Genomic DNA, 16,638 nt, shown 5'->3' with positions numbered 1-16,638 from the left:
CACGCGGGTAGCCGCTGGCGCTCGTGGCCTTTTTTTGACGCAACAGGTATCTGACATGATCAAGCAAGCGGCCATCGTCCTGTGGATGGGCAGCGTGGCACTGATGAGTGCGTCGGCGTTCGCGGCGCGGGAAGAACACACGTTCGAAGTGTCGGTGAATATTCCGACGCTGGGGTTTTACGTGATCCCGGCCGAGACGGACTGGATTCATCGGGAGCAGATTCTGGCCTGGAACATCCACACTTCAACCCTGGGCGGGCTGCGCAAAAACTTCGATGTCAAACACGACACCAGTGCCATTGAGGCACGACTGGAGAGCGAACCCTATTTGTCCAATGGGCATGACGATCAGAACATCTACTTGCGGGTCAGCTTCAACGGCCATGAGCTGAGCCACGATCCGCAATCCCGGGAAGTGGTGTCGGCGGCGCAAGCGATGGCGGGCGGCCGCTTTCCCCTGGAGATACGACCGAAAGTGCCTGCCGGTGGCTACAAACCGGGCACTTACTATGGAAATGTCCAGCTGATTTTCAATGCTGTCGCGCCCTGATCTCGAATATGTCCCACGAATGACACCAACACGTATTCGCCTTGTTCGAGATGGGTAATGAGGGGCTCGTTGAAGAATGGGGCCGGTAGATGGTTAACGTCAGTCTGACGGCGGTTCCGCCGTCAGACTTCATCTTGCAACTTGAAGCGTGGCCGTTTTACTGCCCGGCTCTTCTCAATGCTTCGCGGGTCAGACGCCTCGACAGTTCTTTTTCCTCATCGCCCATGTCGACCAGCCACCGGTCGAAGATGACATCGCTTATCGGCTCATCGGCAAACACTACAGTCTCTGGCACCGATAGATCGTTCATCCGTTCTTTGAGCCGGTTTCTCAGCACGGCACGCTGGGTGTCGCTCAACTGCGTGGCGTCGGCCCATTCCCGCTGGACACTGCGCAACGACACAAACTGTTCGGATTTATTCAGGTACAGGCGCTTGTTGGTTTCAATCCGCACTGGCCAGGTTTCGTGCAGATACTGTTCCCAGAAATCCTGTTCAAGCATTTTGTTCACCAGACCATCGCCTTCCTCCAGTTCCAATACCGTGTCACCGGCCTGGTCGATCATGGCATCGGTGACGCCTGACACATCTCGGTAAAGCATCCTTTCGGATTGCCAAGGCAGGCTCAGGCGTTGTGCCAGACCCGTCTGGTAAGCCAGATAGATTTCGACATCGTCAGGGTTGCTGTCGCGACCGCCAATATCGGCCCGGGCAATATCGTTGACCCACTCCAGGCGCGCGGCGCCTTTGGCCAGGGTTACCAGCGATCGTTCCAGTTGCGGGGTATCGGTGGAATACGAATACGCCTCGGAGGCGAGCACATTGATGCCCATGTGATTGAACAACTGTGCACCGGCATCGGCGCAATCGACCGGGGCGATGGCCATGGTGAACAGCTTCTCCCTGAGCCGGGCATCGATATGCACGGCGTCGAGCATCCGCCATACGCGCTGCAACAGTTGCGCCTGAGCCTGGCCGCCCGCCCGATAGTCGGCCGAGTTTTGGGTGTCGATCAGCACGGCCATGAACCGTTGGGCATCGGGTTCGTCGAGCAGCTCAGACCATAAGGTGGCTCGATCCACCCCCCAGCCTGGCACGTCGTTCCAGTGCGAGGCGCTGTAAGTCGAACTGATCATCGGTGGGACCAGCGTGCTTGAGGGTTCGACAGGTTCGGCAGGCAACTGCACGGATCGGCGCAGTGCCTGATAAGTTACCTGATGCACCTCGTTCAATTGGCCGACATCCAGACGTGTACGCGCCACCACCCATGCATCCGGCGAGCCGGATACCACGTCGGGGAGCTGATCGATCGGGTTTTCGCGCAGGTCCATAAAGAAACCGCGTGGGCGGGGTTTGGCCAATGTGCCTTCCGGCCAAGTACTGAGCCCGGTATTTTTCAGGGCCACGACCTTCAGTCTGGGCATGCGCCCGATGTCCGGCAGCCTGCCCAGGGGATTATCCTCAAGCCTGAGGATCTCCAGGTAGGTCAGGTTTCTCAGCTGCTCAACCGCCGGCGCGTCCAGCACGATGCGGTTGCTGCTCAGTCGCAGACGTTCCAGCCTGCGCAACTGGCCGATGCCGTAGGGCAGTTGAGTCAGTTCACAGTTTTTGGCGCTGAGTTCTCGAAGGTTGGGGAAGTCTTTCAACAGGCCATTCGGCTCGCTGCCGAACCGCGTGTTGTCGAGCTTCAGGACCGTGATTCGATTGAGAAACTTCTTCAGTTCCGGGCGTTTCGACCACCAGGTTTCCAGATCCACCGGCCACAATTCTCGGGAAAGGTCGAGGGCATAGTGGGCAGGGTCGGTGCGGTTGCCGAGCTCCAGGTTTTTGCGCTCGAAACACTCAATGAGGCGTCGGGAAATGTGCTGCCCGCCACCGTTCATGAAACCCTGGCGATCCGGGCCCCAGTATTGTGGTTGCTGGTATTCCCAACGGTTCAGGATCACCCGCAGTTCATCAAGATCGTCTTCTTCCTGCTCCATGGCTTTCAGCGGCTCACCCTTTTCGATCAGCGCGTTGGCGAACACATCGACCTCGCGCTCACTGAAATGCGGGTACTGATCGCGAATACGATCATGCACCGTCTCGCCATCCTTGCTCAGCCAGCCGCCGCGTACCAGCAACAGGGTTTCGTGCTCGGCAACGGGGCGAACGGGGGGGCGGGCGAGCAGCGTCCGACGTTCGCTGGGCGGGGCGGTCTTGGCAATGACCCACTGCCTGAAGGACTCGGCGTCACCCGGTTTATAGCCCAACGCATTTTGTCGATCCCTGCCCATGGCATGCAGGATCGCTTCGAGAAAACCCTCGTCCTCATGGATCGGTTGATCCGAGGCATCCCGTACCCGGTACTTTCCTGCCTCGTTTCGAATCAATACCCGAACCTGCGTCGCATCCTCGGGGCCCGCACTGCAACGAAGCTCCCCATCAAATGCACCCTCACGAATTTCAATGCGCAAGTCGCCGAATGTGTCGGTGTAGGTTCGCAACGTCCCCAGCAGCAGGCGTTCGGTATCAATGTTGATCAAAGCATCCTGGTACAGGCCCTGGGCAGCCCGAACCGATTGCGTCTCGAACTGAAGCTCCCGTGCCCGGGTTTTCAGGCGCAACGGCAGACGTCGTTGTTGCGTCATCTGTTGTTGTTCTTGGAGTGTGGCGCCCTTGATGATTTTTTCCGCAACAGGTGTGGGGAGGTCGGGGAAGTCGATGAGCAGCAGGGTGACGTCGGGGGATACTACTTCGGCGACTTTTGCGGATGCGCCGAGGCGCTGCAAGGTATCGGTCAGCAGTGCGGGGGACGGGGCGCGTTCAACGTGTACCCTGCGCAACACGGTTTCATCGGTGCCGCTGATCTGGCGAATCTGTTCCAGCTGCGTGTCGGTAAACGTGTCGACGCGGTGACCGATGCGACGCATCAATGTCGTGCCTTCCCAACTGCGCGGGTTTTCCGTTTCGCTGATCCAGGCGCCTTCACCGTTGTGGGTGAGCGCCGGACCATAAGCATCGGGGCGCTGCGGATGCTTGATGCGGTGCTGGTCGCTGTCCGGGGCTTTTTCCACCTCAAACAATTGACCATCCAGCGGTAGCAGGCGCTTGCCCTGGTGCTGATACAGGCCGAGCGTATCCGGCCGGGTGTCGCTGGGCAAAGCCACGCTGGGTGGTTGTTGATAGGGCGCGAGATCCGGGTTCCACAAGCGGGTCTTGCCATCGGCCAGTTGCACCGGTTTCAGCCCTTCGACAAACGACGAAAGCTTCTGGTTCGCCAGCTTGCCCACTGCTGCACCCGCGGCGAAAGCGCCCAGCTGAACAATGCTTTCAAGCACGCCGATGGCTTGTTCACCGGCTTCGGCCAAATGGCCTTCGGCCAGGTCGACAATGCCCTCGACCACTTCATCCGTCAGTTGATATGCCGTGTACGCCAGCATCAGTTCGCCCAGGCCGGGCACCAAGGGAGTCGCCACCAGCAACGCGACATTGAGAATATCCGAGAGCATTTTTTCCAGATTGTCCCACCAGGCCCAGCGCGCCATGCGATCGGCATAGTCGGTGGAAATCACGATGTCTCGCGCGTCATTGAGAATCTTGTTCAGCTTCTCCTGGTAGAGGTACTTCCACAGCTCGCCGTCGAAGCGGGTCTGGCGATCATCCTCGATCTTCGACAGGCTGAACTGCAGGTTCGGGTTGTCCACCGGTGTCTCTCGCCAGCTCGGCGTGTTCGGGCCGGGGGCAGCCTGGTGCCATTTCACTTGGCTCAAACGTGCGTTCAGCCTGGCGAAAAAAGCACCGCGCTGCGAGTGAGCAATGAACTGACTGAAAAATGTTTGATAGCGTCCTGATCCCGGTGTTGGCGAGGCTGGATCATCCCGTAACTGGCGAGTCAGCTCGGCCATGAATTCGATGGATGAAGGGTATTCCTTGAGCGGATGTTCGGGGTCGTTGGGGACATAGGCAATCAGTGGCTCGGGGACTTTGCTGGTGAGCACATCGGCTGTGATCAACACGATGCCGGTCAGGGCAGCGTCCATCATCGCCAGGTTGTAGTAGCTGACGGCTTTACCGTTCCATGTCGGTTTTTTTTGCTCATTGAGCATGCCCTGTACAACGGCGTAGGCGTGTTGGCTGAGGTCTTTTTTCATCAGTGCCATGCGCGCGGCAGCTTTTAATGCACTTTTCTGGCTTTGAGTGACCCGGTAGCGCAGTACATTGCTGGCCAACCTGTCGGCCGGTAGCAGAAATGATTTGAGATGTCGTTCGTATTGAGCACCGAGGTTCAGATCGCGACAGAGTGTCTTGAACTGATCGATGCGCATTTTGTGCTTGATGGGTTTTGTTCTGAAATGCCCCCGGTTGTCTGGGCGGGTAATGAACTCGGAATCCGTGGTGAAGATTTCGCTGCTCGAAAAGTTGTGCAGCGCCGCATCGAGCAGGGACACCGTGCGGCTTTGAGTGCCGGACGCGAAGTCATGCACCCACCAAGACGTTTTCACTGGCGCATACAGGCGCAGCCAGGTTTCCTTCACATCTTCTTCCAGGCCGAATCGGTCTTTCAGGGCTTTTTTCAGAATCGGTTCAGCGAAGGCGTAAACGTCTTGCAGTTCGCTGAGTGCCTTGTCCACGCTGTTCTGCGCGACCCAATGATCTTTGATGTCTTCCTTCAAGCGCTGGTGTTCGGCTGCCGAGGCGGATCTGTGCCAGTCGGGAAGATTCAGCCTGACAGTTTTCAGCGCACTGACGCGTTGCAATGATGCATCGGTGAGCCACGAGGGGATGGCATTGCGGATTAATTCGTGATGAGTACTTTCAGGTGTAAGCGGGGTAATCGGCATGGGTTTATCGTCCAGTCATCCATGATGGGACGACCAGACTAGGCAAGGGGGAGCGCTGAAAAAAGCGCAAATATAAGCAGGATTCGGGCAGCGTTTACGACGCGATGCTTTCAATAATCAAGAGCGAAAAATACATAGTTAACACCACGCTTGAAACAGCGGCTGAAACGCCCCGTTAGCGTTCAGCCGTTGTCACCGTGCCCTGGCACAACGTATGAGTGCCGGGTTGCAGGTAAGGCGAAAGAATCGGCGCCATGCCCTTGAGCACTTGCGTAGGTAACGCCGAAGTGAATTTGAAATTCTCGGCCGTGCGCCCGGGGACATAGGCGGTGAGGGTACCGAAATGCCGGTCGCCAATGTAGAACACGAAAGTCGCTGTGCGGTTGATCGATTTCGAGCTGAGAATCCGCCCGCCGGAACCGATGGCCTCAATGCGGTTGTCGCCAGTACCGGTTTTGCCGCCCATGGCCAACGGGCTACCGTCAGCCAGTTTGAAACTGCCCGCCACGCGTTTGGCCGTGCCGGCATCCACCACTTGCGACAAAGCCTCGCGCATGGCCGTTGCCACCTCGGAAGGCATTACCCGTTTGCCGACATCCGGGTCATTGATCAGTTTGGTTTCGTACGGTGTATTATCCGCAAAGTGCAGGCTGTCGATACGCAGTGTCGGCATGCGCACACCGTCGTTGAGGATGGTGCCGATCAGTTCAGCCAATGCCGCCGGACGGTCACCGGAGCTGCCGATGGCGGTGGCCAGCGAGGGCACCAGATGATCGAACGGATAACCGACCTTCTGCCAGCGCTGGTGAATGTCGAGGAACGCCTCGATCTCCAGCATGGTGCGGATTCGGCTGTCGCGGGCACCCTTGTGCCGACTCTTGAACAGCCAGCTGTAGACTTCCTGGCGCTCGAACTGGCTGGCTTTGACAATCTGGCTGAACTTGGCGTCGGGGTTGTTCAGCAAGTAGCCGATCAACCACAGATCCAGCGGGTGAACCTTGGCGATGAAGCCCTGGTCTGGCAGGTCATAGCTGCCAGGGCCATAACTCAGGTAGAGGCGTTCGAGGCGTTCGTCAGTCAGTTTTTCATTGAGCTTGGCGCCTTTGAGGTGCGAGCGCACGAAGGTGTTGAAGCTTTCCTGGTCGGCCTGGGGGAATAGATAACGATGCACGGCGGCCATGCGAATCGGCGTCGGGCGCATGCCGTCGAGAAAGGTCTCGAGCCGCGCCTGGGTGTCCTTGTTGCGGTATTTCTTCCAGAACTTCAGCAGGAACGAGGTGCCTTCTTTGTCGGCGAATGAGGCCAGGTATTCCTGACGCCGAGGGTCGCGATCATCTTTGAGCAATTCGGCGCTGTTGTTGGGACCGGAATAGGTGGTGTAGCGCACCAGGTCACGCATCAGCCGAATGAACGGCAGGTTGATCGACTCACGAATGGCATCGCGCAGGGTCGGCAGGCGGCCGTTGTCTTCCTTGCGAAAGTTATTAAAGGTATGCAGCCCGCCACCGGTGAAAAAAGCCTCGCCAGGGCTGGCGGAGTATTTGCGATCCAGCGCGGCATTCAGCATGTTCGGCAGATTGCGGTCTTTGTTCTGCATCAGGTAATCGACGGCCCAGCGGCTTAGACGGTCCTGGTCCGGGACCTCGACTTTTTTCAATTCAGGGACGGTCATCGCTGCGTACTTATCGTGCAGCTCGGCGATGATTTGCAGGTATGTGGTGAGCACGCGCATTTTTGCCGTGGAGCCCAGTTCCAGCTTGCTGCCTTCATTGATGTCGAACGGCTGGTCGGTGCTATCGGTCTGCACCCGCACCCGCGAGCCGTCCGGCGTCAGTTCGAACAGGGTGAAGCTGTAACGCACCTGCGCGGTACTGGTGGGCGTGAGCAGGCGTTCGCCAATCAGGCCGATTTCCGCTGCATAGGTTGGATCGGCCAAATGCTTGAGGTACGCGGTGGCCTGGGTTTGCAACTCGCCTTGCAGCGTACTGGTGGCTGACAGGTCGAGGCGGTCGAGGTCATACAGCGGACGGTTGAGCAATCCGCCCAGACGGCTGCGCGCCACACTGATGCCCTTGTTGGTTTCGATGGGTTGAATGGTGGGCTGGGTGGCCCAGTCGCGGTAAGTCACTTTACTGGCCAATGCCGCCGTCGCGAGTGGTGCATCGATCACGCCATTCTGAGCCAGAAGCCGAATATGGCTGTCGGTGAGACTGGCCAATTCATCACGGCCCTTGGTCAAGTAATGGGAAGGGCGACGTTGAGCGATCATCAGTGACAGCATTTCACGCAGGGCCAGGCCTTTTTCCGACAGACTTTTCGGATCCGTGTCCGGGCTGGCCAGCCGTTCATTGGCCTTGTTGAAGTCGGCGCCGTACCAGACGCGCAAGCCTTCAGCCATGCCATGCACTTCACCGTGGCCTGGCACCGCCGACAGCGGAACACTGTTGAGGTAATCGCGAATCACATTTTGCCGGGCCTGGAGGGTCTCCGGGCCCGCTTGGTAGGCCCGCACGCTGGCGGAAATCATTTGCCGGATCTTTTCCGCGCCCGACACCGTCAAGCCATCGGGCGAGTGTCGATATTTCTCCAGCTGAGTGGCCAGCGTGCTGCCGCCCGCCGACTGGCCTGGCAGGCGCAACAACTTGGCCACCTGGGACCACGCCGCCATGCCGAACCGTGGCCAGTCAACGGCCGGGTTGGCCAAAGGCTGGCGGGGATCGAGCAAAAAGCGGTTTTCGATGAAGAGTAAGCTGCTGACCACTACCGGAGGGATCGCCGCAAAGCTCGAATAGAGTTGTTGTGGGTATTTGAACTGGTACAGCGGTGCCGCGCGGCAATCGGTGATCGACAGCCCGGCCTGGATTTTTTCTGCATAAGGCACGAAAAAGCCTCTGTCGCTGTACTTCATCAGCGCCGGGGAAAAGCGGGTTTGTGCCGACACCACGTAGTTGCGCTTGAGCAGGCGCGGCAGAAATTCATCCAGGGTGCTGTAACCCAAACGCTGATCGAACGGGCCCGCGCCAGGGTAGCGAATCGCATCGCTAGGGCCGGGCTGCAGCTCGTACTTCAGCGAGGCGGCATATTTACTGAGTTCCCGGGCCTGAAACTTGGAAGTGCGCATTTCCTTGGCCGCGGCGAGGCCGAGGACAATCAGAATAATCAACAGCAGCAACCAGAAAGCCCCCCAGCCGTGTCGGGAACGACGGGGTTTCTCAGGTAAAGGCGCTTCATCCACTCGTTCAGTCGGAACCACAGTTTTACTCGAATCGGTTTGCCACAAAGCGCCCATAGTCGACTGATCCATTCACGCAGATTGATCGGACTTGTCTGAAGCTTAGACGGTGGTTGGCGTTGGTGAAAAAATTGTGAAGTAGTAAGTGATGCATGGACGGACCGATATTTGTAGTGAGGGGGGGCTTGCTGTGGCGAGGGGGCTTGCCCCCGTTGGACTGCGCAGCAGTCCCCCGAAACTTGAACCCTCGATGTTGTGTCAGGCATGCCGCGTGTATCGGATTTGCGACTGCTTCCCAGCCGAACGGGGGCAAGTCCCCTCGCCACAACAGCTCCCCTCACCAAGAGGGGGTCGTCGTCTGAAATAGCCGAGCTAGACGCATCAAAGAGGTAAATGCTGCCTAGGTAGGGGCATGACGATGCACCATTGCTGTGCAATACTCCGCGCCGTTTCAGTGGCGAATAATCCTACATAAGTCAGGTAATGCCACTCCGTAAACCCCGCTTTTGCCGAGAGTTATGGCTGAATGTTGTGGTTTATAGAGTGAAAAACCCTGCTGGAAGCTTTTTATACTGCATGCCCGCTGATCTTGCAGGTTTGGTCCTGCAAGACGTGTCTGCCCATGAAGCAGGCCCGGTTTCGTAGAAGCGCTGGCCTATCGGTCGGTGCTTCGACACTCGGTGGTCACATCCAATAACAAGACGAGGTTGTACCTATGCCAGTCGGCAATCACCTGCCTCACGGCGAGACCGCTCAGGGCGGCCCGCTTAAACGCGAACTCGGCGAACGGCATATTCGCTTGATGGCGCTCGGTGCCTGTATCGGCGTCGGCCTGTTCCTGGGTTCGGCCAAGGCCATTGAAATGGCCGGCCCGGCCATCATGCTCTCCTACATCATTGGCGGTCTGGCGATCCTGGTGATCATGCGCGCCCTCGGCGAGATGGCCGTGCACAACCCGGTCGCCGGCTCGTTCAGCCGTTATGCACAAGACTACCTTGGCCCATTGGCAGGCTTTCTGACCGGCTGGAACTACTGGTTCCTGTGGCTGGTGACCTGCGTCGCGGAAATCACCGCGGTGGCGGTGTACATGGGCGTCTGGTTCCCCGACGTGCCGCGCTGGATCTGGGCTCTGGCGGCGTTGATCAGCATGGGCTCGATCAACCTGATCGCGGTGAAAGCCTTCGGTGAGTTCGAGTTCTGGTTCGCCCTGATCAAGATCGTTACCATCATTGCGATGGTGGTCGGCGGCATTGGCGTGATCGCTTTTGGCTTCGGTAACGACGGCGTCGCCTTGGGGATTTCCAATCTCTGGGCTCACGGCGGCTTCATGCCCAATGGCGTGCAAGGCGTGTTGATGTCCCTGCAAATGGTGATGTTCGCCTACCTCGGCGTCGAGATGATCGGCCTCACTGCCGGTGAAGCGAAGAACCCGCAGAAGACCATCCCCAATGCGATCGGCTCGGTGTTCTGGCGGATTCTGCTGTTCTACGTTGGCGCCTTGTTCGTGATCCTGTCGATCTACCCATGGAATGAAATCGGCACCCAGGGCAGCCCGTTTGTGATGACCTTCGAGCGTCTGGGCATCAAGACCGCCGCCGGCATCATCAACTTCGTGGTGATCACCGCTGCGCTGTCGTCTTGCAACGGCGGCATCTTCAGCACCGGGCGCATGCTCTACAGCCTGGCGCAGAACGGCCAGGCCCCGGCCGGTTTCGCCAAGACCTCGAACAACGGCGTGCCGCGTCGTGCGCTGCTGCTGTCGATCGGTGCCTTGCTGTTGGGCGTGTTGCTTAACTATCTGGTGCCGGAGAAGGTCTTCGTCTGGGTCACCGCGATTGCCACTTTCGGCGCGATCTGGACCTGGGTGATGATCCTGCTGGCCCAGCTCAAGTTCCGCAAAGGCCTGAGCGCCAGCGAACGGGCCGGTCTGAAATACCGCATGTGGCTGTACCCGGTCAGTTCTTACCTGGCACTGGCCTTTTTGGTGCTGGTGGTCGGCCTGATGGCGTACTTCCCGGACACTCGGGTGGCACTGTATGTCGGGCCTGCTTTCCTGGTGCTGCTGACGGTGTTGTTCTACGTGTTCAAGCTGCAACCGACCAATGTGTCGCAAGGTGCGGTGCGTTCGGCTTCTTGAGTCTGTAACGCCAGAAATACAAAAAGCCCCGGTCGAGATGACCGGGGCTTTTGATCTTAAGCTGCCGTCACCACAATCGAGCGATTCAACCGCTTGTTGAACTCCAGCCAGACCCCCAGCAATGCCATCAACCCGACCCCCAGCAGTGCACTGAATATCTGTATCGCCAGTGTGTTCCCGCCCAAGGCGTTGAGCATGTCTGCCAATGGCGCCAGCAACACGCCAAAGCAGAATATTTCCAACGAATAACGACCCATGCGACAGCTTTGTTGCGCCAGCCAGTGTCGCGTCCAGCCCGTGTCCGGCAACAATCTCGCGGTGACGTAGGCGAGGGCGAGGAAATGCAGCAGGCGTGCCGGCGAGAGGTTGGTCTTGCTGATCGGATAGAGCGATTCGCCGAGCCATTGGGGCATGAAGGCGTCATGTACGCTCGGCCATTTCCACGACAGTGCGATCAGCCCTGTCACCATCAGATAGGTCAGCGCTGCAATGAAAACCGGCTGCCGAGTCAGCGCTCGAGGTTGCGACACCAGAGGCCTTTGCCCGTGAATCGCCACCGCGCCACCGAGAATAAACAGTAGCTGCCACGCCATAGGATTGAAAAACCACACGCCACCGTCGGTGCCCGCCAGGTTCCACTGAAGCCATGGCGCCAGCAGGTACAAAACCACCGACAACCCCACCACATATTTAGCCTTGCGCAGCAGCATCGGCAGCACCAGCGGCAGGCCAAGCAGCAACAAAATATACAGCGGCAACGGGTCCATCAGGTTCGGCTTGAAGCGCAGCAACAACTCATCCATCAACGCCTGCTGCGGATTGCTGAGGAAATACTGCAAGCCCATTTCCTGCACCAGATCACGGGTTTCCACGTGACTGTTGGCGAAAAACACGATGCCCATCAACAGCGCCAGCAAAAAGATATGCACCACATAAAGCACCCAGGCGCGACGCAGGATTTTTACCGTGGCGACCATGAAACCGTCGCGCCGGGCGATCTTTCCGTAGGCCAGTACTGCCGCGTACCCGGCCAGAAACACGAAAATCTCCGCCGCATCGCTGAACCCGAAATTGCGCACCGTGAACTGGGCGAGCGGGTTTTGCGGCACGTGATCCCAGAAAATGAAGATCAGGGCCAGGCCACGAAAAAAGTCGATTCGGTGATCGCGTTCAAACGTCATGACGGTGGCTCTTGAACGGGTTGTGGATAAGAAGTGGCCGGCGAGCAAAAGATTCGCCGCACATTGGCGGCGCGCAGGGTGGCGTGATTCGCGGGCAATTGCAAAAGACGGATATTACTGAATGTCTCAGTTGCCTATAGCGAACGAATTGGGACAGCATGTCCGTTGGTCTGCCGGGCAGTTCGCGCGCCAGAACGCCCCCTGATGGCGGCCTGACGAACATCTACACTTCGTTTTTCAGGAGTGTGAAACGTGAAAGTTTCGCTGATTGTTCCGGTATTCAACGAAGAGCAGGCGATCAATCTGTTCCATCAGGCGGTGCGTCGCGAATTGAAACTCGACCCGTGTGAGGTCGAGATCGTGTTCATCAACGATGGCAGTACCGACCGGACAGCTGAGCAGGCCAAGGCGCTGGCACAGGTCGATGAACAAGTATTGCTGATCAACTTCTCGCGCAACTTCGGTAAGGAGCCGGCGTTGTTTGCCGGGCTGGAATACGCCACCGGCGATGCGGTGATTCCCATGGACGTGGACCTGCAGGATCCGATCAGCGTCATCCCGCAGTTGATTGCCGAGTGGCAAAAGGGCGCCGATGTGGTGCTCGCCAAACGCCGGAATCGTGACAGTGACAGTTATTTGAAACGCCACAGCGCATCGCTTTTCTATCATTTGCTGAACAGAATTTCCTACACCCGGATTGAAGAAAACGTCGGGGATTTCCGGCTCATGGACCGCAAGGTGGTCAATGTGATTCGCGCGCTTCCCGAGCACCAGTTGTTCATGAAAGGCGTTCTGTCCTGGGCCGGGTTCACCACGGCGGTGGTGGAATACGAACGGGCCCGGCGAGTGGCAGGACGCAGCAAGTTCAATGGCTGGAAGCTGTGGAACCTGGCGCTGGAAGGCATTACCTCGTTCAGCACCGTGCCGTTGCGATTGTGGACTTACATCGGTGGCGGCATTTCGATCTTCGCGGTGCTGTACGCGGTGTACATGGTGCTGGACAAGATTTTCTTCGGTAACAGTGTTCCCGGTTATCCGTCGCTGATGACGGCCATTCTGTTTCTCGGCGGCGTACAGCTGATCGGCATCGGCATCCTCGGTGAGTATGTCGGTCGCATCTACATCGAAGCCAAGCACCGGCCCCGTTATGTGGTCAAAGACGTCATTGGCGGCAAAGACCGGATCGGGCTTTAGCATGGGCAGACTGGGCGACTTTTTCAGCAAAGAACTCGGGCGTCGCCGGGTCTGGTTGTTTTTTTTTATCGCGATGCTGGTTTATGTCTTTCCGCTGATCCTCGCGGACTATCCCTACATCGATGACAACTGGCGCTCGCTGTCGGCGGGTACTGCCTGGGCAGGGCAGGGGCGATTGTTCACCGAGCTGTTCTACAACCTGCTGACGTTCAGCGACGGCGCACCAAACATCTTTCCGTTGCCGCTGTTGATCGCCACGCTGGCCATGGCTTTTGCGTTGACCAGCCTGACATTCCATTACTACCCGCAGCCGACGATTTCCTGCTGCCTGGTGCTGTTGCCGCTCTGGTACAACCCGTTCTTCCTGCAGAACCTGTCTTATCAATACGACGGGCCGGCCAATGCCTTGAGTCTGGTGGCGGTGATCTACGCGATCACTTTTCGTCACCCCTCGCGCATTCTGCAATGGCTGGTGCCGGCCTTCCTGATTGCGCTGGCGCTGGGGCTCTATCAGGTTAGCCTGAATGTGTTTTTGGGCCTGTGTTGCCTGGAACTGCTCAGGGGCGTGAATGACAAGTGGGCCTGGCGGCAATGGTACGAATTGATCGGCTGGAAACTCGCGCAGGTGGGGCTCGGCGGGTTGATCTACAGCGTCACGGCTTATCCCTACATGAATCACGATCGCGCCTTATTGCTGAACTGGGCAACGGAGCCTTTGCTGCAACTTGAAATCAACATCGGTCGGGTGCTGGAAAAAGTCGCGCTGCTGTTTCACGGAGGATTCACTTGGGTGTTCGCCGCGCTGCTGTTGTGTGCCCTTGTGGGCGGCGCACAGTTAGCCCGCAACGTGATTGAACGCCAGGACACCGGGGTGAGAAAAATCGTGATGGGCCTGGTGTGCGCGCTGACGGTGCCGGTCGTGACTTTACTGGTGTCGGGGGCTGCGCTGTTTTTTCGCGACTTCAATGAAGGCGCCAGAACCTTGATGGGTTTCGCGGTCCTGTTGGTGCTGTTGTTCTATTTGAGTCATCTGGCGCTGGCGCCCATCCATGAGCGGCTGACGATGCTGTTGGCGGTGCCTCTGTTGGCCATGCTTTCGTTGTCTTACGCCTATGGCCGCGTGCTGACGGTGCAGAACACCTTTGCGTCCAGCGCGTTGTTTTCCCTGGGGCATGACATTGCGGCCCAGCGTCAACTGTACGAGGCCAAGCGCATTTACCTGTCGGTGAGTTATTCCGATCACTGGCTGGTGGGCGCCGCGGGCTCGTTCAAGCAGATGCCGGTTTTGCATTATCTGCTGAACATCAACTTCTTCATGCTGGCTGAAAACCTGCCGAAGGCCGGCATCACCAACGTGGAGGTGGAGAGGGACCGGCGTAACGCCACCCTGATGGGTTACCAGGGTTATCCGCCACTGGTGGAGAGCAAGTTCTACCGTCTCTATCTGCTGGGCGATTACGGTTTCATCGTCATGAAAGAACCGACCCCGATCACCACGTTGCAGTGGTGAGCCTGGTGATTAGCTCTTCGATCCCTCACGAAAGTTTTCCATCCCGGATGGCCGACAGGGCAGGTCTGGTGGTGGTGATCGTCCTCGCGTTGTTCGCAAGGTTTCATTCCATCACCGTGCCGGTCATCTGGTATGACGAGGCCTACAGCTTGCTGCTGGCAGAGGGCTCGCCTGCGTATATCTGGGCTACGACAGCGCGGGATGTTCATCCGCCGCTTTATTACGTTTTGCTGCATTTCTGGATGTTGCTGTTCGGCAATGGCGTGCTGGCTGCACGATCCCTGAGTGCATTGGCCGATGTCGGCACGCTGTTGCTGTGCATTAAATTGATGAGCCTGGTGACGACGCGAAAGGCGACCTGGATAGCGGCGGTGTTGTTGGCGTTGCTGCCGATGTCGGTGCGTTATAGCCAGGAAGTGCGAATGTACACCTTGCTCGGTTTTTGGCTGATGGGCGCGACCGTGGCGCTGGTGTGCTGGATCAAGGCACCGGGTCAAAAACGTTATCCGGTTTTTTACGTACTGCTGATGGCGGCTGCTTTCTACACGCATTACTTCGCGGCGCTGTGCGTTTTGGTGCATTGGCTTTGCTGGTGGCGAGAGTGGGAGGACGGTCGGCCCACGGCAATATCGTTTCGTGCGTGGCTCGTGGCCAACAGCGCAATCGTTGTGTTGTACCTGCCCTGGATTCCTCATTTCATCGATCAATTGCTGCGAATGGACGGGCTCGAATGGATACCGCCGCTCACCTGGCAAACAGCGCTGACCTTCGTTTGGCAACTGGTGATGATGGGGGATTCGGCCAGTTACTCATCCTTATGGCGTGCGTTGCCCTCGGTGTTGATCGTCGTTTGCGCCGCTGCGGTGCTGCTCAAAACACGCAATGAGCGACCTTTCAGCGTCTTGCTGGTGGGCTATTTCTTTGTACCAGTGCTGACCGTTTTTCTGGTGTCGCTGATCGTGCCGGTATTCAACGCCAGGTACCTGGTGTTCGCGGCCGCCGCGTTGCCCCTTATCGTTGCGCTCGCGCTAGATACATGGAGCCAACGCCACACCGTTCTTGCCGCTGTCGGCATGGCTTTGGTTTTATTGGCAGAAGTCCATGGGCTTTCGGCGGTCTATGCACAAACGGATGAGATGAACGGGACAAGCATTCGCAAAGACGCAAGGCTGGACGCGGTGGTCGAAGGTCTTGGCCACGAAGCCCGTCCGGGTGACGAAATCATCGTCGATAACCTGTATTGGTACTTGCCGTTCACGTACTACAACTCGACCGGTATTCAGCCGAGGCTATACGCCTTCAAAACACCGACAGGCGCCCTGTGGGGAACCGCCGAATACGGTGGCTGGGCACTCATCCCCCGTCACCTGCACTCGATTCTCTTCAACGATTTTTCAACCTTGAAACTCAATACCAGGCGGATCTGGTGGGTAACGGGCTACGCGCGCCCTGAACATGACGCATTGTTTCCCAAACACTGGAAACATGTGCTGACGCTAAAGGCAGGGGACAGTGAAGCCCGCTTGTTCATTCTTGATGTAACGCCAACCACCCTTGAGGCTGGCGTCAGAACGCATCCATCAGCACAACAATACAATCCCTCGCCTGGTAACCGTTGATCTGCGGCACCAGACGCCGAAAATGCTCAGACTGGCAATGAGCATCCAGCGCCGCCTTATTCGGCCATTGTTCGACGAAGATAAAGTGCCCCGGGTCTTTTTGATCGATGAACAGGTCGTAAGCAATGCAATCAGGCTCCAATCGAGTCTTCTCGACCAGTTCGGCGTACCACGGGCGAACGGTTTCAATGTATTCGGGTTTGATGAAATCTTGAGCGATTACTTTCAGCATCGTGTCCTTCCTTGGTGTTAAGCCAACCATCCGATGAGGTTGGCGTTCGCTTGCCCCCGTTGGACTGCGCAGCAGTCCCAAACGATTCACTGCATTCTTCCTGACAGATCTCATTTGCAGGTTTTACGGCTGCTTCGCAGCCGAACGGGGGCAAGCCCCCT

9 protein-coding genes are annotated in these 16,638 nt (G+C 57.8%); 5 read left to right on the top strand and 4 right to left on the bottom strand.

The genetic code is table 11. From position 1 onward, the window contains the following. Positions 1-55: 55 nt before the first annotated feature. Positions 56-550, top strand: a complete 495-nt coding sequence (locus KVG95_RS02300) for a CS1 type fimbrial major subunit (RefSeq protein WP_217854366.1) — start codon at positions 56-58, stop codon at positions 548-550. Between the two features lie 157 nt (positions 551-707). On the opposite strand, the gene KVG95_RS02295 is transcribed toward KVG95_RS02300, so the two are convergent. Beyond that, complete coding sequence (locus KVG95_RS02295) at positions 708-5,372, bottom strand: NEL-type E3 ubiquitin ligase domain-containing protein (RefSeq protein WP_217854365.1); 4,665 nt, start codon at positions 5,370-5,372, stop codon at positions 708-710. Between the two features lie 175 nt (positions 5,373-5,547). Next, on the bottom strand, positions 5,548-8,661 hold the full coding sequence (locus KVG95_RS02290; RefSeq protein WP_217854364.1) for a transglycosylase domain-containing protein: 3,114 nt from the start codon (positions 8,659-8,661) through the stop codon (positions 5,548-5,550). A gap of 658 nt (positions 8,662-9,319) precedes the next feature. Here KVG95_RS02290 and KVG95_RS02285 point away from each other — a divergent pair. Next, the gene (locus KVG95_RS02285) at positions 9,320-10,741 is read left to right on the top strand and encodes an amino acid permease (protein ID WP_217854363.1); all 1,422 of its coding nucleotides are present in this window, start codon (positions 9,320-9,322) and stop codon (positions 10,739-10,741) included. Between the two features lie 56 nt (positions 10,742-10,797). Here KVG95_RS02285 and KVG95_RS02280 read toward each other — a convergent pair whose 3' ends face one another. Continuing rightward, the gene (locus KVG95_RS02280; protein WP_217854362.1) at positions 10,798-11,922 is read right to left on the bottom strand and encodes an OpgC family protein; all 1,125 of its coding nucleotides are present in this window, start codon (positions 11,920-11,922) and stop codon (positions 10,798-10,800) included. 252 nt (positions 11,923-12,174) lie between these two features. Here KVG95_RS02280 and KVG95_RS02275 point away from each other — a divergent pair, with 252 nt between their 5' ends. The 3 genes from KVG95_RS02275 to KVG95_RS02265 are packed head-to-tail and all read left to right on the top strand — an operon-like array spanning position 12,175 to position 16,245. Next, complete coding sequence (locus tag KVG95_RS02275) at positions 12,175-13,116, top strand: glycosyltransferase family 2 protein (protein WP_052966194.1); 942 nt, start codon at positions 12,175-12,177, stop codon at positions 13,114-13,116. Position 13,117: 1 nt separating this feature from the next. Further along, entirely contained in the window at positions 13,118-14,626 is a 1,509-nt protein-coding gene (locus KVG95_RS02270; RefSeq protein WP_217854361.1) for a glucosyltransferase domain-containing protein, read from the top strand. A 47-nt stretch (positions 14,627-14,673) separates the two neighbouring features. Further along, complete coding sequence (locus tag KVG95_RS02265) at positions 14,674-16,245, top strand: glycosyltransferase family 39 protein (protein WP_217854474.1); 1,572 nt, start codon at positions 14,674-14,676, stop codon at positions 16,243-16,245. Here the strand turns inward: KVG95_RS02265 and KVG95_RS02260 are convergent. Beyond that, positions 16,193-16,477: a putative quinol monooxygenase gene (locus KVG95_RS02260; protein ID WP_030129588.1), complete on the bottom strand. Its 285-nt coding sequence runs from the start codon at positions 16,475-16,477 to the stop codon at positions 16,193-16,195. The two genes, KVG95_RS02265 and KVG95_RS02260, sit on opposite strands and share 53 nt — an antisense overlap. Positions 16,478-16,638 lie beyond the last annotated feature (161 nt).

The sequence above is a fragment of the Pseudomonas farris genome, from assembly GCF_019145235.1.
Lineage (GTDB): Bacteria > Pseudomonadota > Gammaproteobacteria > Pseudomonadales > Pseudomonadaceae > Aquipseudomonas > Aquipseudomonas farris.
This window is presented reverse-complemented; position numbering and strand designations above follow the sequence as displayed.